Annotated in this window: 27 protein-coding genes; 16 read left to right on the top strand and 11 right to left on the bottom strand. The window is 51.5% G+C overall.

The window, feature by feature from the left end:
* Nucleotides 1-21: 21 nt before the first annotated feature.
* From AC1W8Y_RS12825 to AC1W8Y_RS12845, 5 genes are all read left to right on the top strand, one after another.
* Nucleotides 22-810 carry a MotA/TolQ/ExbB proton channel family protein gene (locus AC1W8Y_RS12825; protein WP_482014882.1) on the top strand — a complete coding sequence of 263 codons (789 nt, stop codon included), beginning with the start codon at nt 22-24 and terminating at the stop codon, nt 808-810.
* Nucleotides 811-875: 65 nt separating this feature from the next.
* On the top strand, nt 876-1,307 hold the full coding sequence (locus AC1W8Y_RS12830) for an ExbD/TolR family protein (protein WP_482014883.1): 432 nt from the start codon (nt 876-878) through the stop codon (nt 1,305-1,307).
* A 36-nt stretch (nt 1,308-1,343) separates the two neighbouring features.
* The gene (locus AC1W8Y_RS12835) at nt 1,344-1,769 is read left to right on the top strand and encodes an ExbD/TolR family protein (RefSeq protein ID WP_482014884.1); all 426 of its coding nucleotides are present in this window, start codon (nt 1,344-1,346) and stop codon (nt 1,767-1,769) included.
* Nucleotides 1,759-2,517 (top strand): energy transducer TonB, encoded by a 759-nt coding sequence (locus AC1W8Y_RS12840; RefSeq protein WP_482014885.1) that lies wholly within the window; start codon nt 1,759-1,761, stop codon nt 2,515-2,517. Before AC1W8Y_RS12835 ends, AC1W8Y_RS12840 begins: the two co-directional genes overlap by 11 nt.
* Nucleotides 2,518-2,637: 120 nt before the next feature.
* Nucleotides 2,638-3,066 (top strand): PRC-barrel domain-containing protein, encoded by a 429-nt coding sequence (locus tag AC1W8Y_RS12845; protein ID WP_482014886.1) that lies wholly within the window; start codon nt 2,638-2,640, stop codon nt 3,064-3,066.
* 53 nt (nt 3,067-3,119) lie between these two features.
* On the opposite strand, the gene AC1W8Y_RS12850 is transcribed toward AC1W8Y_RS12845, so the two are convergent.
* From AC1W8Y_RS12850 to AC1W8Y_RS12860, 3 genes are all read right to left on the bottom strand, one after another.
* Nucleotides 3,120-3,326: a glycine zipper 2TM domain-containing protein gene (locus tag AC1W8Y_RS12850; RefSeq protein ID WP_482014887.1), complete on the bottom strand. Its 207-nt coding sequence runs from the start codon at nt 3,324-3,326 to the stop codon at nt 3,120-3,122.
* Nucleotides 3,327-3,449: 123 nt separating this feature from the next.
* Nucleotides 3,450-4,133: a glutathione S-transferase family protein gene (locus AC1W8Y_RS12855; RefSeq protein WP_482014941.1), complete on the bottom strand. Its 684-nt coding sequence runs from the start codon at nt 4,131-4,133 to the stop codon at nt 3,450-3,452.
* A gap of 110 nt (nt 4,134-4,243) precedes the next feature.
* Nucleotides 4,244-5,152, bottom strand: a complete 909-nt coding sequence (locus tag AC1W8Y_RS12860; RefSeq protein WP_482014888.1) for a LysR family transcriptional regulator — start codon at nt 5,150-5,152, stop codon at nt 4,244-4,246.
* Between the two features lie 107 nt (nt 5,153-5,259).
* Here AC1W8Y_RS12860 and AC1W8Y_RS12865 point away from each other — a divergent pair, with 107 nt between their 5' ends.
* A complete protein-coding gene (locus AC1W8Y_RS12865) occupies nt 5,260-5,796 on the top strand; it encodes a carboxymuconolactone decarboxylase family protein (RefSeq protein WP_482014889.1) in 537 nt (178 codons plus the stop codon).
* 46 nt (nt 5,797-5,842) lie between these two features.
* The gene (locus tag AC1W8Y_RS12870; RefSeq protein WP_482014890.1) at nt 5,843-6,466 is read left to right on the top strand and encodes a flavin reductase family protein; all 624 of its coding nucleotides are present in this window, start codon (nt 5,843-5,845) and stop codon (nt 6,464-6,466) included.
* Between the two features lie 12 nt (nt 6,467-6,478).
* Here AC1W8Y_RS12870 and yghU read toward each other — a convergent pair whose 3' ends face one another.
* On the bottom strand, nt 6,479-7,354 hold the full coding sequence (yghU, locus tag AC1W8Y_RS12875) for a glutathione-dependent disulfide-bond oxidoreductase (RefSeq protein ID WP_482014891.1): 876 nt from the start codon (nt 7,352-7,354) through the stop codon (nt 6,479-6,481).
* A gap of 151 nt (nt 7,355-7,505) precedes the next feature.
* A complete protein-coding gene (locus AC1W8Y_RS12880; protein ID WP_482014892.1) occupies nt 7,506-8,105 on the bottom strand; it encodes a TetR/AcrR family transcriptional regulator in 600 nt (199 codons plus the stop codon).
* 166 nt (nt 8,106-8,271) lie between these two features.
* On the opposite strand from AC1W8Y_RS12880, the gene AC1W8Y_RS12885 reads away from it, so the two are divergent.
* From AC1W8Y_RS12885 to AC1W8Y_RS12895, 3 genes are read left to right on the top strand one after another with little or no spacing between them, the layout of a single operon-like run.
* Nucleotides 8,272-9,429 (top strand): efflux RND transporter periplasmic adaptor subunit, encoded by a 1,158-nt coding sequence (locus tag AC1W8Y_RS12885; protein ID WP_482014893.1) that lies wholly within the window; start codon nt 8,272-8,274, stop codon nt 9,427-9,429.
* A gap of 10 nt (nt 9,430-9,439) precedes the next feature.
* Nucleotides 9,440-12,688: an efflux RND transporter permease subunit gene (locus AC1W8Y_RS12890; RefSeq protein ID WP_482014894.1), complete on the top strand. Its 3,249-nt coding sequence runs from the start codon at nt 9,440-9,442 to the stop codon at nt 12,686-12,688.
* Complete coding sequence (locus AC1W8Y_RS12895; RefSeq protein ID WP_482014895.1) at nt 12,685-14,124, top strand: efflux transporter outer membrane subunit; 1,440 nt, start codon at nt 12,685-12,687, stop codon at nt 14,122-14,124. Before AC1W8Y_RS12890 ends, AC1W8Y_RS12895 begins: the two co-directional genes overlap by 4 nt.
* 75 nt (nt 14,125-14,199) lie before the next feature.
* Here AC1W8Y_RS12895 and AC1W8Y_RS12900 read toward each other — a convergent pair whose 3' ends face one another.
* Nucleotides 14,200-14,814, bottom strand: a complete 615-nt coding sequence (locus AC1W8Y_RS12900) for a nitroreductase family protein (protein ID WP_482014896.1) — start codon at nt 14,812-14,814, stop codon at nt 14,200-14,202.
* 33 nt (nt 14,815-14,847) lie between these two features.
* Nucleotides 14,848-15,279 (bottom strand): MarR family winged helix-turn-helix transcriptional regulator, encoded by a 432-nt coding sequence (locus AC1W8Y_RS12905; RefSeq protein WP_482014897.1) that lies wholly within the window; start codon nt 15,277-15,279, stop codon nt 14,848-14,850.
* Between the two features lie 117 nt (nt 15,280-15,396).
* Between AC1W8Y_RS12905 and AC1W8Y_RS12910 the strand changes: the two genes are divergently transcribed.
* Nucleotides 15,397-16,080 carry a haloacid dehalogenase type II gene (locus AC1W8Y_RS12910; protein WP_482014898.1) on the top strand — a complete coding sequence of 228 codons (684 nt, stop codon included), beginning with the start codon at nt 15,397-15,399 and terminating at the stop codon, nt 16,078-16,080.
* Between the two features lie 8 nt (nt 16,081-16,088).
* Here the strand turns inward: AC1W8Y_RS12910 and AC1W8Y_RS12915 are convergent, their stop codons facing one another.
* The gene (locus AC1W8Y_RS12915; RefSeq protein WP_482014899.1) at nt 16,089-16,643 is read right to left on the bottom strand and encodes a flavodoxin family protein; all 555 of its coding nucleotides are present in this window, start codon (nt 16,641-16,643) and stop codon (nt 16,089-16,091) included.
* Between the two features lie 221 nt (nt 16,644-16,864).
* Here AC1W8Y_RS12915 and AC1W8Y_RS12920 point away from each other — a divergent pair, with 221 nt between their 5' ends.
* The 5 genes from AC1W8Y_RS12920 to AC1W8Y_RS12940 all read left to right on the top strand — a co-directional run bounded on the left by AC1W8Y_RS12920 (nt 16,865) and on the right by AC1W8Y_RS12940 (nt 20,928).
* Nucleotides 16,865-17,416: an SbmA/BacA-like family transporter gene (locus AC1W8Y_RS12920; protein WP_482014900.1), complete on the top strand. Its 552-nt coding sequence runs from the start codon at nt 16,865-16,867 to the stop codon at nt 17,414-17,416.
* 29 nt (nt 17,417-17,445) lie between these two features.
* Nucleotides 17,446-17,757, top strand: a complete 312-nt coding sequence (locus AC1W8Y_RS12925; RefSeq protein ID WP_482014901.1) for an SbmA/BacA-like family transporter — start codon at nt 17,446-17,448, stop codon at nt 17,755-17,757.
* Between the two features lie 135 nt (nt 17,758-17,892).
* A complete protein-coding gene (locus tag AC1W8Y_RS12930) occupies nt 17,893-18,870 on the top strand; it encodes a DUF2157 domain-containing protein (RefSeq protein WP_482014902.1) in 978 nt (325 codons plus the stop codon).
* Nucleotides 18,867-20,564, top strand: a complete 1,698-nt coding sequence (locus AC1W8Y_RS12935; RefSeq protein ID WP_482014903.1) for a GDYXXLXY domain-containing protein — start codon at nt 18,867-18,869, stop codon at nt 20,562-20,564. The genes AC1W8Y_RS12930 and AC1W8Y_RS12935 overlap by 4 nt, the downstream gene beginning before the upstream one ends.
* Nucleotides 20,565-20,715: 151 nt before the next feature.
* Complete coding sequence (locus tag AC1W8Y_RS12940; RefSeq protein ID WP_482014904.1) at nt 20,716-20,928, top strand: antitoxin VbhA family protein; 213 nt, start codon at nt 20,716-20,718, stop codon at nt 20,926-20,928.
* 72 nt (nt 20,929-21,000) lie between these two features.
* On the opposite strand, the gene AC1W8Y_RS12945 is transcribed toward AC1W8Y_RS12940, so the two are convergent.
* From AC1W8Y_RS12945 to AC1W8Y_RS12955, 3 genes are all read right to left on the bottom strand, one after another.
* A complete protein-coding gene (locus AC1W8Y_RS12945; RefSeq protein WP_482014905.1) occupies nt 21,001-21,297 on the bottom strand; it encodes a hypothetical protein in 297 nt (98 codons plus the stop codon).
* Between the two features lie 149 nt (nt 21,298-21,446).
* A complete protein-coding gene (locus AC1W8Y_RS12950) occupies nt 21,447-22,088 on the bottom strand; it encodes a DUF1109 domain-containing protein (RefSeq protein WP_482014906.1) in 642 nt (213 codons plus the stop codon).
* Nucleotides 22,078-22,611, bottom strand: coding sequence for a sigma-70 family RNA polymerase sigma factor (locus tag AC1W8Y_RS12955; RefSeq protein WP_482014907.1), 534 nt, complete (start codon nt 22,609-22,611; stop codon nt 22,078-22,080). The genes AC1W8Y_RS12950 and AC1W8Y_RS12955 overlap by 11 nt, the downstream gene beginning before the upstream one ends.
* Nucleotides 22,612-22,769 lie beyond the last annotated feature (158 nt).

Genomic DNA, 22,769 nt, shown 5'->3' on the forward strand with positions numbered 1-22,769 from the left:
AGTTTGTCCGGAGTTCTTGTCATGCCACGTTTTTTTGTGTTTTTAAAGGCGTCCTGCTGTGCGCTGCTGTTGCAACTCTCAATGTCGATGGCACCACAACCGGCAATCGCACAACCCACCAACAACCCAGCACCCACAGCGGTCGCATCAACAGAAAATCCTTACGGTTTGAAAGCAGTGTGGTCGCAAGGTGACTTAGTCGCCAAGGGAACCCTCTGTATTCTGGTATTGATGAGCGTCATGAGCTGGTATCTGATTGTCTCTAAGCTACTTGAGCAGCAGAGAATGCTGGGTCAACAAAGAGACGCCATGTTGCGCTTGGCAAAGCAAAATGATCTTGCACAAGCAACGCAGGATTTAGCGGCCAATAGCCCTTTCCGTTTTGTTGCACAAGAAGCGATCAGCAATGCCGCAAAACATCAGGCAATGGGCGATTCGATTGACTTCAACGACTGGGTGATGTTGACCTTGCAGCGAGCAAACACCTCTGTTCAACAAAGCATGCAAAAGGGGCTGTCGTTTTTGGCGACAGTTGGTTCAACGGCACCTTTCGTGGGGTTGTTCGGCACGGTGTGGGGTATCTACAACGCCTTGGTCAGTATCGGCCTCTCGGGCCAAGCAAGCATTGATAAAGTTGCTGGGCCCGTCGGTGAATCACTCATCATGACTGCCATTGGTTTGGCGGTTGCTGTCCCGGCAGTGCTTGGCTACAACGTCGTGGTGCGTCGTAACAAAATGATCATGCAAGGCATTCAAAAATTTAGTGGCAACATTCATGCCAATTTGCTGGTGGCAACAAGCAAGCGCTAAGCCGTTAGAGATGGCCTTATCGGTACTTTCACCAGACAGTCAATAGAGAAAGCGGATTTTTTGTTATGGCAATGCAGATCGGTTCAGACGATAACGACGAAGAGGTCATGGGTCAGATCAACACGACGCCGCTGGTAGACGTGATGCTGGTCTTACTCATTATTTTTCTGATTACGATTCCTGTTGTCACGACGTCCATTCCTGTTTCGCTGCCCAGAGAGCGTCTCGAAGCACGTGAGTCAAAGCCAGAGACAGTGATTATTTCTGTCAGTAAGCTTGGTGGCCTTTTTATCTTCGACAAGCAACTTGCCAACGTTGACGAGCTAACCGAACAATTGAAGAAAATTGTGAGTGCGCAGAAGGATGAGCCCGATGTACAAATTCGGGGTGATCTTGATTCGGATTATGAAGGCGTGGGCCGAGTCCTGTTGGCATGTCAGCGCGCAGGCATTATCAAAATCGCTTTCATTACCGAGCCGCCACCGTTGGGTGGCTAGGCAGGCAATCAAATAAACACAGGATGACATAAGCCCATGGCAATGCAAATCCCTTCGGATGGTGATGCAGACGATGCTGAGCCCATGATTGACATGAACACCACACCATTGATTGACGTGATGTTAGTGCTCTTGGTCATGTTGATCATCACGATCCCAATTCAATTGCATTCTGTCAATATGAGTATGCCGGTTGCAGCGGTCGACAATCTTCCTGTGCCAGAGAAAATTGATTTGACGATTGCTTCCAGTGGGGAAACAAGTTGGCAAGGTTCTGCTGTTGATGCACAGGCACTCGAACAGCTGATGCAGTCTGCCGCAGCGCAGTCCGACCCGCCGACGGTGCACATAACGGCTGATCGACACAGCAAGTATTCTGCATTGATTTCTGTCTTGTCGATGTCTCGGCGCAAGGGCTTGAACAAAATTGTCATCGATGGGAACGAGCAATATGGCCGCTAATGCAAGCATGGCGACTGATTTTTCCGTCAACGATTTTGATGCCGTTCACAGCAAGGGTTGGTTGGCACGCCATGGGGGCCTTGTTGCCGTGGTGGTGTTTCATGTGGTGCTGTTATGGATCTTACTCTCAGAGTTTTCAACGAACCATAAGCAGCCAGCAAAACCAGCGGCGTCTGTGTTGATTCAGGAAGTGTCAATTCCAGCCCCTCCGCCACCAGTCCCACCACCACCTGTTCCTCCGCCGCCAAAGCCAGCGCCCGTGCCACCACCAACGCCCACACCAGTGCAGCCCAAGACACCTTTGCCAAAGGTTGCGCAGCCCAAAGCGGATATGGTGCAGTTGCCAGACACAGCGGCTCAAGCGCCAACCACACCAGCATCGGCGGCTGCTACAACCTCTGCATCGAGTCAAGCCCAAGTCGCTGCGCCTGGCGTTGCCTCCTTAGAGGGGGAGTACGTGCGTAAGGTGCAAGGGATGCTCAATGCGACCAAGCGGTATCCGACAGGCCGGCAAGCAAGTCAGGAGCGTCCTCAAGGTAAAGTGCGGATCGTGTTTGTTCTAAACCGCGCTGGGGTATTGCAGTCAGCCAAAGTGCAAGACTCGTCTAACTCAAACATGCTCGATGATGCAGCTCTGGCGGGCGTGCGTCGAGCGAGTTACCCCGGCTTTTCGGCTGAATTATGGGCAGGCCAAGAGACCCACGAGTTTTCAGTCGATATTGACTTTCTTCCGCCCGGAACGCATTAATACTAGGGCCAACGTCTGTCCGCAACCGCACGGACAGCCCGACTTGTCGAGACTAGTCTGGATTTGAACCCAAACCGGGTTCGTGATGGTGGTCGTCCACTTCACCCAAAAGGAAATCTCATGAACTATTTAGATCAAGACACTTACGGTATGTATGCCATGGCCGAGCATACTGGTCCGGGCCCGCGCTTAATGGGCGCAAACACGCTGAGGGGCAATGACGTCTATAACCGTCAAGATGACCATTTAGGCGATATCAAAGAAATCATGCTTGATGTTGCGGCAGGTCGAGTCAGTTATGCCGTGTTGTCTTTCGGTGGTGTGCTGGGTATGGGGGAGAAGTTGTTTGCCGTCCCATGGCGTGCGCTTATTTTGGATACCTTGAACAAGCGCTTTACGCTAGATGTCTCTAAAAGCAGGTTAGAGAGTGCGCCTGGTTTCGACAAAGATAACTGGCCTGATATGTCAGACCAAACATGGGCAAAGGGCGTGCATCATTATTACGGCACAACGCCTTATGAATTCGACGAAACCTTAGTGGTCGATTAAGCTAAACCTGAGGCGGCAACCTTGAACGGGCTGGCGCCTCAGGTGATGTCTGTCTAGCGACCCGCTTCGTGCCCAACCACGCCACCAACGACGGCACCTCCAACGGTCCCTAATCCACTACCGCCCGTCAGCACTGCACCGCCGATCGCCCCGACACCAGCCCCGATCGCTGTATCCTGCCCCTGCCGAGACATACCTGAGCATCCCCCAGGCGCGACGAGCATCACGACACCAAAACTCAATATCCGCAAATTTTTCATCACAACTCCAATCCTGACTCTGCAAAATGAGATTCAGTAAGATGAGAGTAGGTTGGTTGGCTGGTTTGCTCTGTCTGTTAAAGCACACACGTATTAGGACACCGAACGCATGTGCTTCGGGTGTTATTGCTTCAGACGCTCGTTACTTGGGAAGAGATTCTTTCTCGATTCTTCATCCACTTCTGTTTTGAACGTATGTTGCGTCTTGATCGCCTCAACCGCTTGGGCGGTTGGTTTGGCATTAATTTCGTCCAACAAGCGTTTAACGCTAGGCAACTTTCCCCAAGCGTCTGGCCCCAAAAAGAAGGGGATCATCCTTGCCCAAGCCCAAACAGACATATCTAGAATCCCATATTCATCGAGCATATAGGGTTGCTTTGAAAGACGAGCCTCCAGAATATCCCAGTGACGCCACGCTTCAAAATCATAGCGATTGATAGCGTATTCGAGCTTCTCGGGGGCAAAGTGTTTGAAATGAACGAGCTGGCCGCAATATGGGCCGATGCCTGTTGCCAGAAACATCAGCCACGAATAAAACTCTGCGTGAGCTGCAGGCGTCTTTGCTGGCATGAACTTACCAAGTTTTTCACCCAGATAAAGCATGATTGCGGTGCTATCGAAGACTTGGATGTCGCCATCCACCAAGGCAGGTGTTTTGCCGTTGGGATTGATTTGGCGAAACTCAGGCTTATGCTGATCACCTTTGCGTGTGTCAGTGACCACGATCTCGTACGGTGTATTTGTTTCTTCGAGGTACAGAGCGACTTTGATGGGATTGGGTGAAGGGTGGAAATAGAGCTTAAGCATCATTGATCCTTTCGAGGGTTGTAGGACAAAATCAAACAACTGCCATAACATACCTTATTATGAATACCCGTTATGCAGCTGGCCTGAAATCCGATGGCGTACCCGCTGATTCAGGCGATTGGGTTGCCGATGTGTTTTGACAAGTGTTCCACGAATGCTTTGACTTTCGCAGAGCTCTTTCTTTGCGGTGAATAGACCGCATGAATCGGTAACGATCGCATCGGCCAGTCTTTCAAAAGAATTTGTATATCGCCCGACGCTAACTCATCGACAAACAGCCACGTTGGTGAATAACAAAGACCCATGCCACTCAGACCAGCGGCTCTGACTGCCTCTGAACTGTTTGATTGAAAATTACCCGATACGCGCACTTTCACACTTGAGCCATCTTTCGACGTGAACTCCCAAACATTTCGGCTCTGCAGTCCTGTGTAAATGATGCACTGGTGAGCTTGCAAGTCGGCTGGGATTTTCGGGATGCCAATTGACTTTTGGGTTTTTTTTAAATACTCACGACTTGCCATCAAAGCTCGGTGCGTCGTCCCCACTCTTCTCGCTAACAAAGAACTATCTGGCAAATCACCAATTCTTATCGCGACGTCAATCCCTTGTTCCACGATGTCAATGAAACCATCATTGAGATTCAAGTGAATGTTGACCGCCGGGTGTTCAGATAGAAATTGATCAACGAGGGGCATCAGAACGCGCCTGCCATAGCCCACCGATGCTGCGACTCTCAAGATGCCTGTCAGCTGTTGTTCACCCGTTTGAAGCGCTGATTCAGCCGCTTGAAATTCGGCGACGAGGCGTCTGACCTCTTCGAAGTATCGCTCGCCCGCTTCGGTCAGGGATATCGAACGTGTCGTGCGAGACAGAAGCTTTACCCCCAGCTCATCCTCGAGGGCGGCAACACGCTTGCTGACAGCGCTTTGAGTTGACCCAAATTCTTTTGCCACGGCAGAGAAACCGCCCGCTTCGACAACACGCACAAAAGTCTGTAACGCTAAGAGTTTATTCATGATAAATATATTCTTTTGGAGAATATATTATAGGCAAAGTGGGCGTCTAGTCGGCTGTCTCGGATTGAATCAAAATAAAGCCACCTTAAACACAAAATGGATTCAAGATGAAAGCGATCAACGTTCCAACCTACGAACAAGTCAGTACAAACAACCAGGCGATTTTCGATCAACTCAAAAAGAGTTTGTCTTTCGTTCCTAACTTGTACGCAACGTTTGCACTGTCTGAAACCGCCTTAGCGACTTATCTCGCGTTGCAAAATGCGAAAGGATCGCTATCGCCGAAAGCTCGCGAGGTGGTGAATCTTGTTGTGAGTCAAGTGAATGAATGTGAATATTGCCTGGCTGCGCATACTGCGCTTGGAAAGATGGTGGGCTTCACGCCAGCGCAATTGATTGAAATTCGCCAAGGATCAGCTGCGTTCGATGCGAGGTTGGATGCGTTAGCTAAGTTGGTGAAGAGCATCGCAATCGAGCGTGGCCACCCTGACCAGGAGCTCGTTGAGCAATTCTTCGATGCGGGATGGAGCGATGCGAACCTTGTGGATGTTATTGTTGTCATTGGAGACAAGATAATCAGTAACTACCTTCACGGCACAACGAAAATTCCTGTCGACTTTCCCGCAGCACCTGCACTGAGCTAAGGCTTAGGGCACTCGAATAGAAGCAGTTATGTTTAAGGATCTTCTCATGATCGATTTTCATTCGTACGAACCCAAAAATGGGCACGGTTTACCGCATGATCCCTTTAACGCCATCGTTGGCCCAAGACCCATTGGTTGGATTTCAACGCAGAGCAAAGCAGGGGTGGTCAATCTTGCGCCCTACAGTTTTTTTAATGCGTTTAACTATGTCCCACCGATCATTGGGTTTTCAAGTGTAGGCTACAAAGACACGGTTAAAAACGTTGAAGAAACGGGCGAATTCGTTTGGAACTTAGTGACGTTTGATTTGATGCAGGCCATGAATCAATCGTGTTTTCCGTACCCACCGGATGTCAGTGAGTTTGATGCCGCTGGGCTCACGCAAGCATCTTCTGTGCTGGTGATGCCGCCGCGGGTCGCTCAGGCCAAAGTGGCCTTTGAATGCAAGTGCAGCGATATCATTCAATTAAAAGGGATGTCAGGCGAGAAAGTGCCGACTTGGTTGGTGCTCGGGGAAGTCGTTAAGGTGCATATCGATCGATCATTGCTGAAAGACGGTATTTACGAAACGGCCGAGGCGGGGCACGTACTGAGAGCGGGGGGGCCAGCTGATTACTTTACCGTTGGCATAGAACAACTCGTCAAGCTGCGTAGACCAGAGGCCGCTTAGCCTGTCCGTGAGTTATTTTGCTGCCTGAATTTTGTCTTGCGTCTTCGTTTCGAAGTCACTCGCGTCGTGACGCTCAAGCAATTGCTCTGAAGGTTCGCCCGTCATTCGGTTGACCATTCGCCCACGCTTGACCGCGGGACGAGCGAAGATCATTTCGGCCCAACGCTGAACGTGCTTGTAATCCTGAACACTCAAAAATTCAGCAGCACCATAAGACCAACCTCTGACGAGTCCACCGTACCAGGGAAAGACAGCGATATCGGCAATGGTGTATTCGTTACCCGCCAAATATTCGTTGTCAGCCAAGCGGCGATCAAGGACATCAAGCTCTCGTTTGACTTCCATTGCGAAACGATCGATTGCATATTCGATCTTGGTAGGTGCGTACGCATAGAAGTGACCAAAGCCACCGCCTAAATAGGGTGCGCTGCCCATTTGCCAGAACAACCAGTTCAAGGCTTCAGTCCGGGCTGAGCGTTCTTTGGGTAAGAACGCATCAAATTTCTCTGCCAAGTAGAGCAGAATAGAGCCTGATTCAAAAACACGTTGCGGTTGCGCACCACTGTGATCCATGAGCGCTGGTATCTTTGAATTGGGATTCACGTCAACGAACCCTGAACCAAACTGATCACCCTCACGGATATTGACCAGCCAAGCGTCATACTCTGCCCCCGTATGCCCTAAAGCGAGCAACTCTTCGAGCATGATCGTCACTTTAACCCCGTTAGGCGTACCCAATGAATACAGTTGCAGTGGGTGACGACCCACTGGCAGTATTTTCTCGTGGGTTGGGCCGGCAATGGGCCGATTGATATTGGCGAAAGTACCGCCACTGGGTTGGGACCAAGTCCAAACCTTAGGGGGGACGTAGGCAACGGGGTCAGTCATGTGATCTCTCTTCAACGAGTGTATAGGTGGGATGGTAATCTGAACTTACCGAGCTTACTGGTCAGTGTAACCAGCGTCAACTGCATCAAGCAGTGCTGCGGTAGTCATATCAATGATTCGCCAAAGGAATATATCGAAGCAGACAGTAGACTCATTGACTGACTGGCCAGCCATGCAGTGCCAGCTCAGCACTGGCTGTCAACTGCGACGCGCTTTGTCCGTCTCTTGCCGCAATGGCTAAACCTTGAAAGGTCATGACCAGGTAGCGGGCAAGTGAATGGATGTTTGTCACAGCGCCAACATCGCCTTCCTGCTGACCGCGCTTGAGGCGTGCCAGCAGCAGCTGTTCAAAGCCCTTGCGCTTCTCGGTCAATATTCTGTCAATCTCAGGTGACCCTTGTCGATCACAAGACAAACCGGATAGCACCATCATGCAACCGCTGGGGGCGGATTTATTCGTGAAGTGCTTGATAGACTCTTTGAACAACGCCTCGATGGCAGCTCGAGTGGGGCTCAGTGCAAGGCAAGGCGTGACGAACGCGACTTGCGTTTGGTAACGCGATAGTGCTTCTTGGAATAGGCCGGCTTTGTCACCAAACGCCGCGTAAAGACTGGCAGACCGAATCCCCATCGCTGCCGCAAGCTCACTGATCGATGTCGCTTCGTAACCTCGATCCCAGAATAACCGGACGGCAGTATCCAGTGCCAAGTCGCGATCAAAGGCGCGCGGTCGGCCCCGGCATTTGGCCATTGAGAGGGGGCCGAATTTCATCATCTCTAATTAATGGTTCACTTGACATGTCATATTGACAGCGTATCATGCAATTTTTGGTCAGTCGATCAATAAATCCAGAAAACCACAAAATCAAGTGGATTTCCCGTCTCTGTTAATCAACGTCAGTCCCGCTCATATCAACATGAAAACAACCTTCGCTGCGCTCACGCTCATTGTCACACTCACGGCTCTCTCTGGCTGCAAAGAGGGTGCTGGCCCACAAGGTGGCGGGCACGGTCCGGCGCCGGTGAGTGTTGTGCCGGCAGTGCAACACAGCTTCACTGACAGTGAAAAATTTAGCGGGCGACTCGAAGCGACCGACTTTGTCGAGCTTCGCCCACGAGTGAGCGGCACGATCGAGCAGATTCACTTCACCGATGGGGCAATGGTCGCCAAGGGACAATTATTGTTTACGATTGATCAGCGACCCTTCGCGGCAGAGGTTGCGCGACTTGAAGCGCAATTTGCAGCCGCCAAAACCAGAGCCGAACTCGCTAATATCGAACTGGTTCGCGCTCAAAAGCTGAAAGAAGCGGGCGGCATCTCAAAGCAAGAGTTCGACCAGATCAATGCGACTGCTCAGACCAGCGCCAACGACAAACAGTCAGCCGATGCCTCGCTGCGTAACGCCAAATTAAATCTAGAGTTCGCCAGTGTCCGTGCACCTATCGCAGGGCGTGTGTCGAGGGCGCCTGTCACCGTTGGCAATTTAGTGAACGAACAAGTGGTGCTGACCACCATTGCCGGTGTTGCCCGTGTGTACGCCTATTTCGATGCAAGTGAGCAAGTTTATCTGCGTATGCGCGCCGCCAATGACAAGACGCCTGCGGTACGAATGGGCTTAGCTAATGAAGAAGGTTACCCCCACACAGGTAAATTGGATTTCGTTGATAACCGGCTGAATGCCCAAACAGGTGCGATTCGGATGCGAGCAACGTTCGATAACGCGAAGGGCGAGTTCGTGCCAGGCTTAGCGATTCACCTTGCGATGGATATTAGCGATGCAAGAGAGGTCGTGATGGTGCCTGACCGCGCCATCGGGACGGATCAGACGCGCAAGTTTGTAGTGGTAGTGGGCGCCGATGGGCAACCAGCTTTTAAGCCTGTGCAGTTGGGGCAACTTGACGGCGATATGCGTGTCGTCACTGGTGGTGCAGTCAAGCCAGGCGATCACGTGGTCGTCGATGGCTTGCAGCGCATCATCCCCGGTGTGCCGGTGACGCCTCAGGTATTGAAGGTGGATGACAAAGGGATGCCGTTGCCCAAAGCACCAGTCGCTGCTGAAGCCAAAAAAGATTAAGGCGACCACAATGGATATCTCACGTTTTTTTATTGATCGCCCTCGCTTTGCGGCTGTCTTGTCTATTTTCATTTTTTTGATCGGCGTCTTGGCGATCTTTCGCCTGCCGGTATCCGAATACCCAGAAGTTGCACCACCGCAGGTCGTTGTTCGAGCGCAGTTTCCAGGGGCGAATCCTCGGGTCATCAGTGAGACGGTGTCTACCCCGCTTGAAGAGCAGATCAACGGGATTGAGAACATGCTGTATTACAGCTCTCAAGCCACTGCAGACGGTAGCCTCACGGTAACCGTGACCTTCAGAATTGGCACCAACCCTGAGATTGCAGAGACTGCTGTTCAAAATCGCATCAATCGCGCTCTACCCAGATTGCCTGATATTGTGCGGCAGATTGGTGTAACGACTGAGAAGTCGAGCCCCAATTTGACGATGGTGGTGCATCTTGTCAGCCCCGACAACAGTCGAGATGCGCTGTACCTGCGCAACTATGCACAACTTAATGTTCGCGATGAAGTGCTTCGTATCCCCGGTGCTGGTTCCGTGATTTTGTTTGGGGCTGGTGACTACGCCATGCGTGTCTGGCTTGACCCTGAAAAAGTAGCGGCAAGAGATCTGACGAGTGCAGAAATCGTTGCAGCCATTCGCGAGCAAAATGCGCAAGTAGCAGCAGGTACAGTCGGGGCACCACCTGCCCCCAAGGGCACCGAATTTCAGTTGGCGGTCAACACGAAAGGGCGTTTGAATACCGACGAAGAATTCGCCAACATCATCGTCCGGGCAGATCCTGCGACGGGCGGGGTAATCCGCATCCGTGATGTCGGTCGGGTTGAGCTGTCGTCTGGCTCTTATTCATTGCGCAGCTTGCTCAACAACAAGGAGGCGGCAGCGATTGCGATTTTCCAGTCACCAGAGGCGAATGCACTGGCCTTGTCCGATAACGTCCGTGCCAAAATGGAGACGCTCAAACGCAGTTTTCCGCCAGGCATGGATTACAGCATCGTTTATGACCCCACCCGGTTTGTGCAAACCTCTATTGAGAAGGTCGTCGGGACGCTGTTAGAAGCTGTGTTTCTGGTGGTGCTGGTCGTGATTATCTTTTTGCAGACTTGGCGCGCTTCAATTATCCCTTTACTGGCTGTCCCGATTTCAATTGTCGGCACCTTTGCCTTTTTGCAATTGCTGGGGTATTCAATCAACACCCTGACACTATTTGGCCTCGTGCTGGCGATCGGTATCGTGGTTGATGATGCCATTGTCGTGGTTGAAAACGTCGAGCGAAACATCGAGGCGGGTCTTAACGCGCATGACGCAACGGTTAAAGCCATGCGAGAGGTGTCAGGCCCTATCGTCGCGATTGCCCTGGTCTTGTGTGCGGTGTTTGTTCCCCTTGCGTTTGTCCCGGGTCTGACGGGTCAATTCTATAAACAGTTTGCAGTCACCATCGCGATCAGTACGGTCATCTCAGCTTTTAATTCACTGACACTCAGTCCCGCCATGAGTGCACTGCTGCTCAAACCGCACGGTGCCTCTAAAGATCGATTGACACGTGTGATCGATGCGGTATTCGGTCGATTTTTTGCTGTCTTTAACCGATTTTTCGGGCGTGCCAGTGCCTCTTATAGTCGCAAGGTATCAGGGGTCATTCAACGCAAAACGATGTCGCTGGTCGTTTATGCAGTGCTGCTGGGCTTTGCAGGGTTGTTGTTCACTCGTATCCCCGGCGGATTTGTGCCTGCGCCTGATAAGCAATATCTGATTGGTATTGCGCAATTGCCAGCGGGCGCGACGATCGACCGCACGGAAGCGGTGATTCGTGAGATGAGCGACATTGCGCTGAAGGTCCCTGGCATCGTCAATTCGGTCGCTTTCCCTGGTCTCTCGATTGCAGGTTTCTCGGCAGCACCCAATGAAGGGATCGTATTCTTTGGTTTGGATGAATTTGAGAACCGTAACTCGCCGGCTCTCAGCAAGGGGGCGATTTTGGGCCGCGTCAATGGTGCCATCCAACAAATTCAAGGCGCACGGATGTTCGTTGTGCCACCTCCGGCAGTCGATGGCTTGGGTAACGCGGGTGGCTTTAAGATTCAAGTGCAGGATAGAGGAGGTCTTGGCGAGCAGGCCCTTTATGGTGGCGTCTGGGGTACGTTAGGGCAAGTGTATGGCAACCCAAAATCGAGCATCGGTACACCCTTCTCAACGTACGATATCAATGTGCCTCAGCTCTTTGCAGACATTGATCGCACAAGGGCCAAGCAGATGGGCGTGCGCCTGTCTGACATTTACGACACCATGCAGGTGAATCTGGGTTCTTTATACGTCAACGACTTCACGAAGTTCGGCAAAACCTACCAAGTCGTCGTTCAGGCAGATGCCCCGTTTCGGGCAGATGCGAACTCGATTACCGCACTCAAAACACGCAACGTTGCCGGTGAGATGGTGCCTTTGGGGGCGTTAATGAAGGTTGAGCCGACGTTTGGCCCAACGCGAGTGACTCGTTATAACGGCTACCCGTCTGCCGATATCAATGGCGCGCCGAATGCCGGCTTTTCGAGCAGTCAGGCAGAGCGAGAAATCGAAACGCTATTGCAACGGACGTTGCCACGAGGCCTGAGCTATGAATGGACCGAGCTCAGCTACCAAGATCGCTTAACGCGCGATCTGAAAATCCCCGGGACTGATGTCAGTTTGCCCACCCTTGCTGCGGTGCTCGCGATTTCTGTGCTCTTGGTGGTCTTGGTGCTGGCGGCGCAATATGAGAGTTGGTCACTGCCACTGGTCATTGTCATGATCGTGCCGATGGGGATATTGTCAGCACTGTTCGGTGTGTGGATATCCAGCTTGCCCCCTTTCAGTCAGCCCGCAGACTTGAATATCTTCACTCAAGTCGCATTGGTTGTACTCGTGGGTCTTGCCTGTAAAAACGCTATCCTGATTGTCGAATTCGCGAAAGATCTCGAAGTACAAGGTGAGCGCATGTTGGACGCGATTGCACATGCTTGCAAAATGAGGCTGCGCCCGATCTTAATGACCTCCATTGCCTTCTGCGCTGGCGTGATTCCGCTCATTCTTGGTGGCGGAGCGGGCAGCGAAATGCGTCGGGCGATGGGGATCGCGGTGTTCTCTGGCATGGTCGGGGTGACGTTATTCGGCATCTTCCTGACACCTGTGTTTTATGTTTTGGTTCGCAAGGATCGTGGCCCCGTCAATAAAGTAGGGGTGCATCCATCCACCCCTCAGGTCGGCGAAGGAGAAGAGCAATGACGATCAAACTTCACCGAATGACCGCGGTCTGTGTGGCTTTATTGTTGGCTGGTTGTGCTGTGGGGCCTGACTATCAAAAGCCGGCTGTAGCGTTGGACGCTAACTTTATTGGTGCCCCCAATACGACGCCGGTACAGGATATCAGCGCCTTTTGGCGTCGATTCGGCGATGCAAAGCTTGATGCGTTGATTGAGCGGGCGCTGGAGGCGAATGGGGATGTGAAACTCGCGAGCGCGCGCCTGCAAGAGGCACGGGCAGGCGAAGCCGAAGCGAACGCCGCGTTCAGGCCAAGGATAGGGGCGCAGTCTGATGCGACGCGTGGGGTAACCCCCATCACCCAATTGCCTGGTGAGTCAGTATCCGATCGAACGGGCAATGTCGTCGATGCCAACTTTGTCGCTGCCTGGGAGCTCGATCTTTTTGGCCGCTTGCGACGCAATAGCGAGGCTGCGCAAGCGCGGGCTGAATCCAGTGATGCCACACTGAGTGGGGCAAGAACATCGGTTGCTGCCGAGGTAGCCCGCAATTATCTTGAGTTGCGCGGCTTGCAACAGCGGCTATTGTTCACTCAGATGAGTCTAGAGAATCAGCGCGATACGTTTAAATTGACGCAGACGCGCTTTGACAATGGTCGAGGTAGTCAGTTGGATGTCTCACGAGCTCGCGGATTGGTTGCTACGACCGAGGCTACCGTCCCCGCGTTGCAGGTTGCCATTGAACGGACCATTTTTCGCCTGGCAACGCTAACCGCGCAGGCACCACGAGTGATGCTTGATGAGCTGTCTGCGCCGGCACCGCTGCCAGCATTGCCAGTCACCAACTTGGCGAACTTGCCTGCCGGGACGATTGACCAATGGCTACAACGCCGACCTGATGTGATTGCTGCTGAACGGCAACTGGCCGCTGCAACGGCTGGCATCGGCATTGCAAAAACTGAACTCTACCCAAGGCTTTCTGCATTTGGTTTGTTAGGTTTGAACTCATCTAATGTCAGCACGTTAACCAACACGGAATCTAAGCTTTTTTCCTTGGGCGTCACCCTAGCCTGGTCGCCGTTCGATCTGGGCGCGGTGCAGGCGCGGATTCGCATCAGCGAAGCGCGGGCACTGCAAAATCTAGCGATTTTCGAAAACACGATTGCCGCAGCGCTGGAAGAGACTGAAGGGGCCTTTAGCGGTTTCACTCGCGGCGCCCAACGGCAAGCGCAACTTGAGCTGGCCGCTCGTAGCGCTTTTGAAACTGCGCGACTTGCCCATGTTCGTTACGACACAGGCGTGACCGATTTTCTGTCAGTATTGGATGCAGAGCGTGATTTACTGACGCAACGTGACCAACTGATACAAGCCCAGGTCCTCACGGCCACGTCGCTCGTTGCGGTGTACCGAAGCCTAGGGGGCGGTTGGTCGACGAACCAAAGCGAACCAAGCAACGAGTAGCCATAAAAAGGGCGTCGATCTTGTGTATCGACGCCCCTTCAGCGCGTTACTGAATGGTTGTGGTTCAGACGTGCCTTACTTGATCGACAGCACTTGATCAACCGTCAGGCGGGGCTTACGCGGCCAGTTACCTTCAGCGGCTTTACCCACGGCCAACATCAGTACTGGAAACTCATCCGCAGTCAGGCCACATGCGGCTGCAACACCCACTGGGTCAAAGCCGATCATCGCACCGGATACTAAGCCTTTTGCTTGTGCGGCATACATGAGCGTCATTGCAGCGAATGACGCTGACCGGATGGCTTCATCTCGCTGGATCTGGTCTTTGCCTGCATACATCCCATTGGCCATATTGAGCCAGCCATCGTAAGCTGCTTGATCAATGACTTTGGCATCGAGTAATGGCTTGACCAAGGCGGGTAGCGCTTCATGGCCTTTCATCTTGCCAATGAAGACAAACGTTACGGCCGCGTTCTTAACTTTTGGTTGACCGTAAGCCAATGCCTTGAATTGGTCTTTTGCTTCTGGGCTGGTGATGGCAATGACTCGCCAGTTTTGCATATTGAAAGAAGTAGGTGATTCAATCGCAAGGCTGACCAATTCTTCTATCTCGGCTTTGCTCAGGATATGCGTTGGGTCGAAGTTGTTGGCGGATGTTCTTTGTTTAATGGTTTCGATCGTGTTTAACATGGCGTTTTCCTTTCGTTGATGTGGTTGATGTGGTTAATGAAGGACTGTCTTGATAGTCTGTAATACCTTGACTGCTTGTTGTAACTCTTGCTCGCTTAACTGACTAAATGCCTGTTCGAGATACTTGAGATGAGCTGGAAACACCTGCTTAAATAGTTTTTCACCAGAGCTAGTCAGGCCGATCTTGTAGCTACGACCATCTTCTTGGTTGGGGATTTTTTCTATCAAACCTTTTAATGCCATCCTCTCAAGCACCCCAGTCATCGTGCCTTTCAAAATAAGGGTTTTTTCACCCAGTTCTTTACAAGTCATGGGCGGCTGATTGCCCAGGGTCGCCAAAATATCGAACTGAGTCGTCGTCAACCCCAATGTCTTCACATGCTTTGAGGAGTATTGCTCAAAGGCTTGATAAGTTTTGACGAGTTGCCTGATGACAGACAAGTAATCCATTGATGTTGTGCTCATTTAGTACGTATGCGTACTATTTTATGCTCAATCCTTGCGGTTGACAAGTGAGGGGTGAGTTCACCCTTTGCTGCTCTTAGCGGATAACATAGTGCCAACAGAAAAATCGAGACCATCATGTACAAGCTAGTTGCATTCGACGCTTACGGAACGCTTTTCGACGTGTATTCAATGAGCCAATTGGCAGAAAGGCTATATCCTGGCAGTGGGCAAGCATTGGCCTTGATGTGGCGTGACCGACAAATCGAATACACCCGCTTGGTCACCATGAGTGATCCGAATCCCAGCGGCAGCAAGCACTATCTACCGTTTTGGGACTTAACGGTATTGTCATTGCGTTATGTCTGTAAAAGAATGAAACTCACCCTGACCGCAGTACATGAGCAACAACTCATGGATCAATACGCCAAGTTGACTGGGTTCCCGGATAGTCTGAGCGTGCTGCAAGCGTTAAAAGAACGAGGGCTCTTGACCGCCATCTTGTCTAACGGCAGTCGGCAAATGCTTGAAACTGTCGTCCAGAGCAATGACCTCAGGCCTCACTTAGACAAAGTCGTCACCATTGAGGATGTGCGTTTATTCAAAACAGCACCTCAGGCATACCAATTGTTGGTTGATACCTTCGATATACCGAAAGGCGAAATACTATTTGTTTCAAGCAATGCGTGGGACGCGGTCGGCGCTCGTTGGTTCGGTTTTGATGTGTTCTGGGTCAATCGCTTAGGCCATCCTTTCGAAGAGATCGGCGAACCACCCAATTACGAGGGCACTTCCCTGAGTCAAGTGTTGGGCGTTATTTGAAGGTGACGCTAACCTCGTAACTGTTTAGTCAGCTTTGCAATCCGCTCGCCATAGCGTCTTGCGGTCTCTAGGTCACCCTGACTTAGCTCGTCGACGGTCGCGTCTGAGGGGGTTTGCATCATCGCACCGGCGTACGAACCCAGGTAGTTAAGGTCATCACGGCTGGCCGCTTTGGTGTTGGACGGCATCAGGGCAGGTCCGACCCACACGCCACCATGCTGCATGGCCAGAGTAAAGAAATAGTGCAGGGTGGAAAGTTTGTCTCCGTTCATGCTGGCAGAGTTGGTGAATCCCCCGAATATTTTGTCTTTCCATTGTTGTGAATACCAAGCCTTCGACGTGGCATCTGCGAACTTTTTAAATTGCCAGCTCACCGAACCCATGTAGGTAGGTGATCCGAACACAATGGCATCTGCCGCATGAAGCGTATCCCATTGCGACTGCAGTAACTCACCGACAGGATCGATCACGAGCAAAGTCCCGTTGGCCCCTTTGCAAAGCGCTTCAGCTTGTCTGGTGGTGTGCCCGTAACCGCTATGGAATACGACCGCAATTTCACTCATCTTTCTCTCCTGGTGCAACGACAAGCGCTGTCGAAAACAATGCTGACTCGGGTTATCTTCTTACGGTAATCAATTTTTTTGCGCGCATCAGTACGGCACCGCACGTAACCAATCCGGTCACTGCATCGACAGAGAGCGACAGACACAAGCACCAATTTGCGTTAACGTTGGTTCAGAGGTGAACGGAAGAGGCGGTTGCTTCGTCTAAAGAGGAAAGTCGCATGTTCAGTTGTTTTTTTTTGAAACGCGAATGGACACTCTGGGCGTGGGGTGGCCTGACCGTACTGGTTGCACTGGTGTCACTGACCGTTTGGCAGACCGTACGGCTAAACGCCTGGTTTCGTGGTTTTTTCGATCTGCTGCAAAAGCCAGAGCAGTTGGGTGGTTTGCAGCAATTTTGGGTCTATGCGAATGCGTTTGTATGGATCGCCTTCCCATATATTTTGTTGCGTAGTATCGAGAGCTATTTTGCGTCGCATTATGTGTTTCGTTGGCGACAAGCCTTAACGACAGAATATTTGCCTCGTTGGAAAAATACCGAAGGGGTGGTCGAGGGCTCATCACAACGGATCCAAGAAGATTGCATGCGATTCGCTAGGCAGACCGAAAGCCTTGGTTTGGGCTTGGTCAGGGCCATCATTACGTTGTTGTCTTTTGTGCCGATCTTGTGGGCGCTGTCGGTGGGACATTGCTCTCATGGTTTGTGGGTAAATGGCTACCAGGCCTTGAATACAATAACCAGAAAGTTGAGGCAGCATTCAGAAAGAAATTAGTCTTTGCCGAAGACCAACGCGATGGGCTGGTGCTGGACGAAGTCTTGACCTTGTTTCATGCCGTCCGAACAAACAACTTTAGGCTATTCAATCATTACGCCTACTTCAATCTTTGGGCAAATTTGTACCAGCAGGCGATGGTGATCTTCCCTTATATGCTGATGGCGCCGTCGCTGTTCGCGGGTGTGATCACGCTAGGCGTGATTCAACAGGTAGGCAACGCTTTTGCCAAGGTCAACGAGTCTTTCTCTTACTTGATTGATCGATGGACGGATATGACTGAACTGAGGTCAATCCACCAGCGGCTATGCGAATTTGAAAAGTCTTTGTGCACCTCGTGAACGTTGTCACAGCCAATCTGAGTGCTTCACCAAACCCAAGTAACATTGTTAAGAATAGTAACCTGTGTGCAATAGCCTCACCTATCTGTGCAAAAATTTGCTGACAAATATTGCAACGTTGGCCATGTGAGGCACATGAGTACAAGAATCGCGTTATACGAAATCAATCGCAAATATTTGCTAACGGTTGACCAACAAACCCAGCTTGAAACCATGGCTGGCCTAGATCAAGAACCCGTTCACCTTGCTCAGACGCTTGCCCGTGGGGCGATGCTGTTTGCCGCTGCGTTAGCTGGGTTCAGTGTCATCCTCTGGATCGCTGCGAACTGGGATGCACTCGGAAAATTCCAACAATTTGGATTAATTGAAACTGCTGTGATAGTGGCAAGTGTCGGCGCGTGGTTCTTACCGATAGGGCGAGTCCCGCTCTGTCTTGTCAGCTTGCTCACCACAGGTGGTTTATTCGCCTTTTTTGGGCAAACGTATCAAACGGGTGCTGACCCGTGGCAGTTGTTTGCGCTATGGTCTGCGCTGACGCTGCCCTTGTGTTTTGCCGCCCGCAGCGATATCGTCTGGACCCCTTGGGTCTTCGTGGCGGCAACCGCCATTTCGCTCTGGCTAAGGGCGCATAGCGTGCGCCAATTTATCTGGGATATGCCTGAGCCCAGTGTGAATCTGGTGGCATGGTTCGCGATGGTCTGCGTTTGGGTACTTGTGCATCCCGTGCTGCATAGGTGGACGGGTACGGGCACCTGGTCATCGCGTTTGGCTTTCACCGTCTTGGTGAGTGGTGTCGCAGCCACAGGGGCGGGTGGGTTGCTCAGTAGCTCGACGCTCATGATGTATTGGTTGAGTCTATTGGTGGTCGGTGGGCTGCTATTTGCGCTGTTTAAGCAACAATTATTCGATATATTTTGTCTGAGTGAGGTCGCGTTGGCCGCAAATGTGCTGATCGTCTTTGGCGTTGGTCGTGTATTGTTTACCGGATCTCACAGCGACTTTATCGCGGCGAGTTTTATATTGGGGATACTTGCGACCGGCTTGTTGGCAACAACTGTTACTTTTATTTTGCGACTGTTTCGTCAGTCCAATCAATCAGTGAGCCAAGCATGAGAGCCGATCGACTTCAATCATTGCTTGCACAAGCGACACGCGAAGGGGTGTTGCCCTCGGATGCGCAAGTTGATACCACGCAACAGCGGCCTTGGCCGGTCGTTTTATTGACAGCCCTTGGCGCTTGGTTGGCGATTATTCCCTTGCTTGCGTTTATTTTGCTCGTCTTTGATTTGGATCCATTCAGGACGTCGGCAGGTGGGGTGCTGGGGCTTGCGCTTGTTACTGGTGCGTGCGTTTTGTTGAAAGCCTCTGCAACGACTGATTTTCTTGAGCAAGCTGCTTTCCCTTGTCTAGTCGCAGGGTTGCTCTTGATCTGCTTCTGTCTCGGTGGATATTTTCGATTAGATGAGCAGCGCAACGCCACCATCATGTGCATAGGTGTATTGCTCTTGGCGGCCTGGTTGCCGCAACACTGGTTGCGAGCTTTGTTTGGTGCGGCTGCAGCTTGTTTAGCTGGCTTTGCGCTCTTTAGCATGCGAGGTGCAACCGGATCACCATTCAGGGACCCGGGTTCGGTTAACGCTGGCTTTATTGTTTTACAAAGCCTGTTGTTACTGTGGACTATCTTAATGGGGTCATCTTTTCATGTGACTACACGTCGTCTTTGTCTGCGAAACGGTGCCTTGCTTGAATCTCTCGGCGCTGGTTGGATCGTGATAACACTCTGCTGGCTTGCTGTGTATACCGGGGTTTCCTTCTTTGGTGCCGGTCCCCTATCGTGGCAAAACGAGCTCGCGAGAAACGCAGACATCGGGCTTCAGTATGAACAGACGCTGTTTAAGATAGTGTCCGTGGTTTTCTGGTTTCTGGGCGGTGCCATCGTGGCTTGGCGCTGGCCATCGGTACGTCAGGGGTGGTGTGCGCTGGCTGTCTTGGCCGCGTCAACACTCGCTTGGTTTATGCCAACGCTGGGGGGCGCGGTGCTGATCCTGGCGTTGTGCGTTAGCACTCAGCGATGGTATCTCGCTGCTGTCGCAGCGCTTTGTGTCGCGTGGGTGATTGGGGCATTTTATTATTCGCTTGCATGGCCACTCATACACAAGGCGGGTCTATTTGCTGCGGTGTCTTTCGTCGTAGCGTGCCTAGCAGCCTGGGGTTTACGCGTTAATACAAAGGGTGGTAGTGAAACGAGTATGACCCGAACGATATCGACGCCATCGCTGTCGGTATTCAAAAAAACGCTAGCAGATAAGCGCTGGCATGGGTGGGGGATTGTCGTCAGTGCCGTCTTGATTATTCTCACGGCGAACATCGGTATTTGGCAAAAAGAACAACTAATTCGTCACGGTGAAATTGTGTTTTTGCAACTTGTGCCCATGGATCCGCGCTCGCTCATGCAGGGTGACTATATGGCCTTGAATTTTGTTTCACGATCAGATTTGAAGCTTGCCGAGTCTAAACAGAATATCGAGACGCTGATTTTCGATCACCCTCGGATGGTCTTCAAACGAGATGAGCAACACATTGTGTCGTCCGTACGTGTCGACGGTGGTGAAGCACTCTCAGCGGATGAGTTGGTGATTAAATTGGTACCGAAAGATGGTCGCTGGATGTTAGTAACTGATGCGTTTTATTTCAAAGAGGGCGAGGCAGCGCGGTGGGCTACAGCGAAGTATGGCGAGTTTCGTGTTGATAAAGAGGGTGGTGCCGTCCTCGTTGGTTTGCGCGGTGAAGGCCTCAAACCCCTTTGAGGTTGGCGTTTCGTTGAGCGCGATATAAAGTGATTGCCTTCATGCTTGCGTCAGCATGATTTCTTTCGTGCGCTTGGGCTAACAATTGTTAACATTTGATTGGCTCGAAAGGTGTCAGTATGGCTGATCATTAGCGCTCAAAAAAATCGCCATGAACGATGATTACTTTCACCCCGATGCTTCGAAAGGCCGTACCCTGCGCCAAGCGCACGTGGATTTCGCGAGAAAATCCGTCGAGCAAAAAGGCTTCGCCGTCAGTCCTGAAGCCGAAAAGCTGAGCAATCGCTACATCGCTGGTTTGCTAACCCTTCAAGAGCTCATCGCCGGGATAGAAAAACACACCGGTGCGCGCCGTCGAGGTTAAGTTTTCTCGACTGCACTGCTGAGAATCCTGAATTCAATATCCTTAGACGAGCGATAGCCGTTGGCGTGCGTGTTAGCGTTTATGTTTATGCGCAGACCCGTGATCCGCAATCTCATTGCCATGCGCGCCCGTTAATGACGTGGCAACGAATAAATCCGTTTTCGGTGTTTTCGTCCCGTGTGCAGTGACCTTATCACCGATTTTCACGCCTGTAAGCACGTCGGCCGATAAATGCGGGGGGTAGTGAACCTGATGCAAGCCGTCTAGCAATAGGCCGTCGGTATCGCCGTGGGGGTTGTAGAGAAATTTGGTGACCTTGCCACTGAGTTCGTCCTTGCCCGAAGTGTCTTTCTCGTGTTTCGATGTCATGAGTTGCTGTCCCTGAAGGGGATTGTCAGTACCCTGGCGGATACAGCCCACGGGGTGGGTCATAGCAGCATCATGCGGTATCGAGTTTCAAGTTGTCGGTGCGGCAGCGAACTGAGCAAGTCTGAACTTGAAGGCCCGGGCGAGGTCAATTACCACTTCAAGAGCGTTTTACCCAACAATGCACCGGCCACAGCAGGTGTCATGATCCCCAGCAGGTACCATATCCCAATAAAAACAGGCGAGTACTCGCCACAGTACAGGGCATAGATACAGGCCGACAATCCGCCCGCAAACAACCCCGCCGTGAATCCTGCGAGTCGCGGGCGTGTGGGCGCCATCGACCTAAGCGACCAGAACATTGCAATAAACATAGGGATTGACAGCGCAGCGATCCGCATCGAGCACACTTGCCATGAGCTTCCCTCAACCATTTCTGTGACAGAAGCGTTCGACGGTTGCATCATTTTAAAGAGTGCGATCCCCCAGAGGACAGCGATAGGTGCGCCAATCACCAGTAACTCGGTGGGTTTTGACTGACCTGGCTTTGCCGCCTTGGTGGTAATCAGCAAACCTAAGACGAACAACGAAATTGCAAAGCCAAGTTTGATCCAGAAGGCGATGGTGGTCATTTTTTCGAGAAGATCAGCTTGTATCCCCAACTGGAAGATGACATATAAAAGCGACAGCATCGAACCGGCGACGACTGACAAGAGCACCCGCAACTTGAAGGACATAGCACGATCGTCGATCGGTTCGCGCGATAGAATCTGGATAAGTGTGTCAGTGTTCATAGTTGTACCCTAATGCTGATGCAAGCTTCTTTAGCCCTCGATGCACCCCTATTTTGATGGCTGATTCGCTCATGCCGGTTATCTCTGCGGCCTCTTTGACTGAATGACCGTCGAGTTTGGTTAACTGAATTGAAACCCGAGACGACTCTGGTAGCGTGTGCAACAGCTTATCTAGATCTCGTCGGCAATCCTGCGCTACTTCATCGCTGGTTGCAAAAACATCTGAGTCTTCGTCGATGCTGTCATGCTGACTCAGATGCTTGTGCGACCTGACCAAGTCGACATATTTGTATTTTGCAATAGCGTGTATCCAGGCTGAAATCGGCAAGCTCACGTCATAAGTGTGCCGTTTGGCATGAATCGCCAGCAGCACCTCCTGTGTTAAGTCTTCAACCAGATCCGGGAACACCTGCATACGCTTTCTAAAAAAGCCTCGTAAATAAGGGGTCAAACTCAACAGAAATTTAGAGTATGACTGGGCATCACCGCCTAGGGCGCTGATAAACCAATCTCGTAATTGCATTTCAAATGCACTAAATTTTTCGTGACTTGAGCTGTCCATTTACCCCATTGAACTGCTATCTGTTGATAGTTCGCCAGAACAGAGGCTCTGGTTACACATATTTTTATTTTGTAACCAAACCCTAGGTTTTTACGAACTTCAGTTTAACCGGACTAGCA

It is taken from the genome of Jezberella sp. (genome assembly GCF_964834465.1).

Coding starts and splice junctions, on each gene's coding strand:
- AC1W8Y_RS12840 (WP_482014885.1), top strand. CDS start 1,759: ATGGCCGCTAATGCAAGCATGGCGACTGATTTTTCCGTCAACGATTTT.
- AC1W8Y_RS12900 (WP_482014896.1), bottom strand. CDS start 14,814: ATGTTAAACACGATCGAAACCATTAAACAAAGAACATCCGCCAACAAC.
- AC1W8Y_RS12950 (WP_482014906.1), bottom strand. CDS start 22,088: ATGAACACTGACACACTTATCCAGATTCTATCGCGCGAACCGATCGAC.
- AC1W8Y_RS12935 (WP_482014903.1), top strand. CDS start 18,867: ATGAGAGCCGATCGACTTCAATCATTGCTTGCACAAGCGACACGCGAA.
- yghU (WP_482014891.1), bottom strand. CDS start 7,354: ATGACTGACCCCGTTGCCTACGTCCCCCCTAAGGTTTGGACTTGGTCC.
- AC1W8Y_RS12890 (WP_482014894.1), top strand. CDS start 9,440: ATGGATATCTCACGTTTTTTTATTGATCGCCCTCGCTTTGCGGCTGTC.
- AC1W8Y_RS12825 (WP_482014882.1), top strand. CDS start 22: ATGCCACGTTTTTTTGTGTTTTTAAAGGCGTCCTGCTGTGCGCTGCTG.
- AC1W8Y_RS12905 (WP_482014897.1), bottom strand. CDS start 15,279: ATGAGCACAACATCAATGGATTACTTGTCTGTCATCAGGCAACTCGTC.
- AC1W8Y_RS12830 (WP_482014883.1), top strand. CDS start 876: ATGGCAATGCAGATCGGTTCAGACGATAACGACGAAGAGGTCATGGGT.
- AC1W8Y_RS12930 (WP_482014902.1), top strand. CDS start 17,893: ATGAGTACAAGAATCGCGTTATACGAAATCAATCGCAAATATTTGCTA.
- AC1W8Y_RS12910 (WP_482014898.1), top strand. CDS start 15,397: ATGTACAAGCTAGTTGCATTCGACGCTTACGGAACGCTTTTCGACGTG.
- AC1W8Y_RS12845 (WP_482014886.1), top strand. CDS start 2,638: ATGAACTATTTAGATCAAGACACTTACGGTATGTATGCCATGGCCGAG.
- AC1W8Y_RS12895 (WP_482014895.1), top strand. CDS start 12,685: ATGACGATCAAACTTCACCGAATGACCGCGGTCTGTGTGGCTTTATTG.
- AC1W8Y_RS12860 (WP_482014888.1), bottom strand. CDS start 5,152: ATGAATAAACTCTTAGCGTTACAGACTTTTGTGCGTGTTGTCGAAGCG.
- AC1W8Y_RS12940 (WP_482014904.1), top strand. CDS start 20,716: ATGAACGATGATTACTTTCACCCCGATGCTTCGAAAGGCCGTACCCTG.
- AC1W8Y_RS12955 (WP_482014907.1), bottom strand. CDS start 22,611: ATGCAATTACGAGATTGGTTTATCAGCGCCCTAGGCGGTGATGCCCAG.
- AC1W8Y_RS12835 (WP_482014884.1), top strand. CDS start 1,344: ATGGCAATGCAAATCCCTTCGGATGGTGATGCAGACGATGCTGAGCCC.
- AC1W8Y_RS12920 (WP_482014900.1), top strand. CDS start 16,865: ATGTTCAGTTGTTTTTTTTTGAAACGCGAATGGACACTCTGGGCGTGG.
- AC1W8Y_RS12945 (WP_482014905.1), bottom strand. CDS start 21,297: ATGACATCGAAACACGAGAAAGACACTTCGGGCAAGGACGAACTCAGT.
- AC1W8Y_RS12850 (WP_482014887.1), bottom strand. CDS start 3,326: ATGAAAAATTTGCGGATATTGAGTTTTGGTGTCGTGATGCTCGTCGCG.
- AC1W8Y_RS12865 (WP_482014889.1), top strand. CDS start 5,260: ATGAAAGCGATCAACGTTCCAACCTACGAACAAGTCAGTACAAACAAC.
- AC1W8Y_RS12885 (WP_482014893.1), top strand. CDS start 8,272: ATGAAAACAACCTTCGCTGCGCTCACGCTCATTGTCACACTCACGGCT.
- AC1W8Y_RS12880 (WP_482014892.1), bottom strand. CDS start 8,105: ATGGCCAAATGCCGGGGCCGACCGCGCGCCTTTGATCGCGACTTGGCA.
- AC1W8Y_RS12870 (WP_482014890.1), top strand. CDS start 5,843: ATGATCGATTTTCATTCGTACGAACCCAAAAATGGGCACGGTTTACCG.
- AC1W8Y_RS12855 (WP_482014941.1), bottom strand. CDS start 4,133: ATGCTTAAGCTCTATTTCCACCCTTCACCCAATCCCATCAAAGTCGCT.
- AC1W8Y_RS12915 (WP_482014899.1), bottom strand. CDS start 16,643: ATGAGTGAAATTGCGGTCGTATTCCATAGCGGTTACGGGCACACCACC.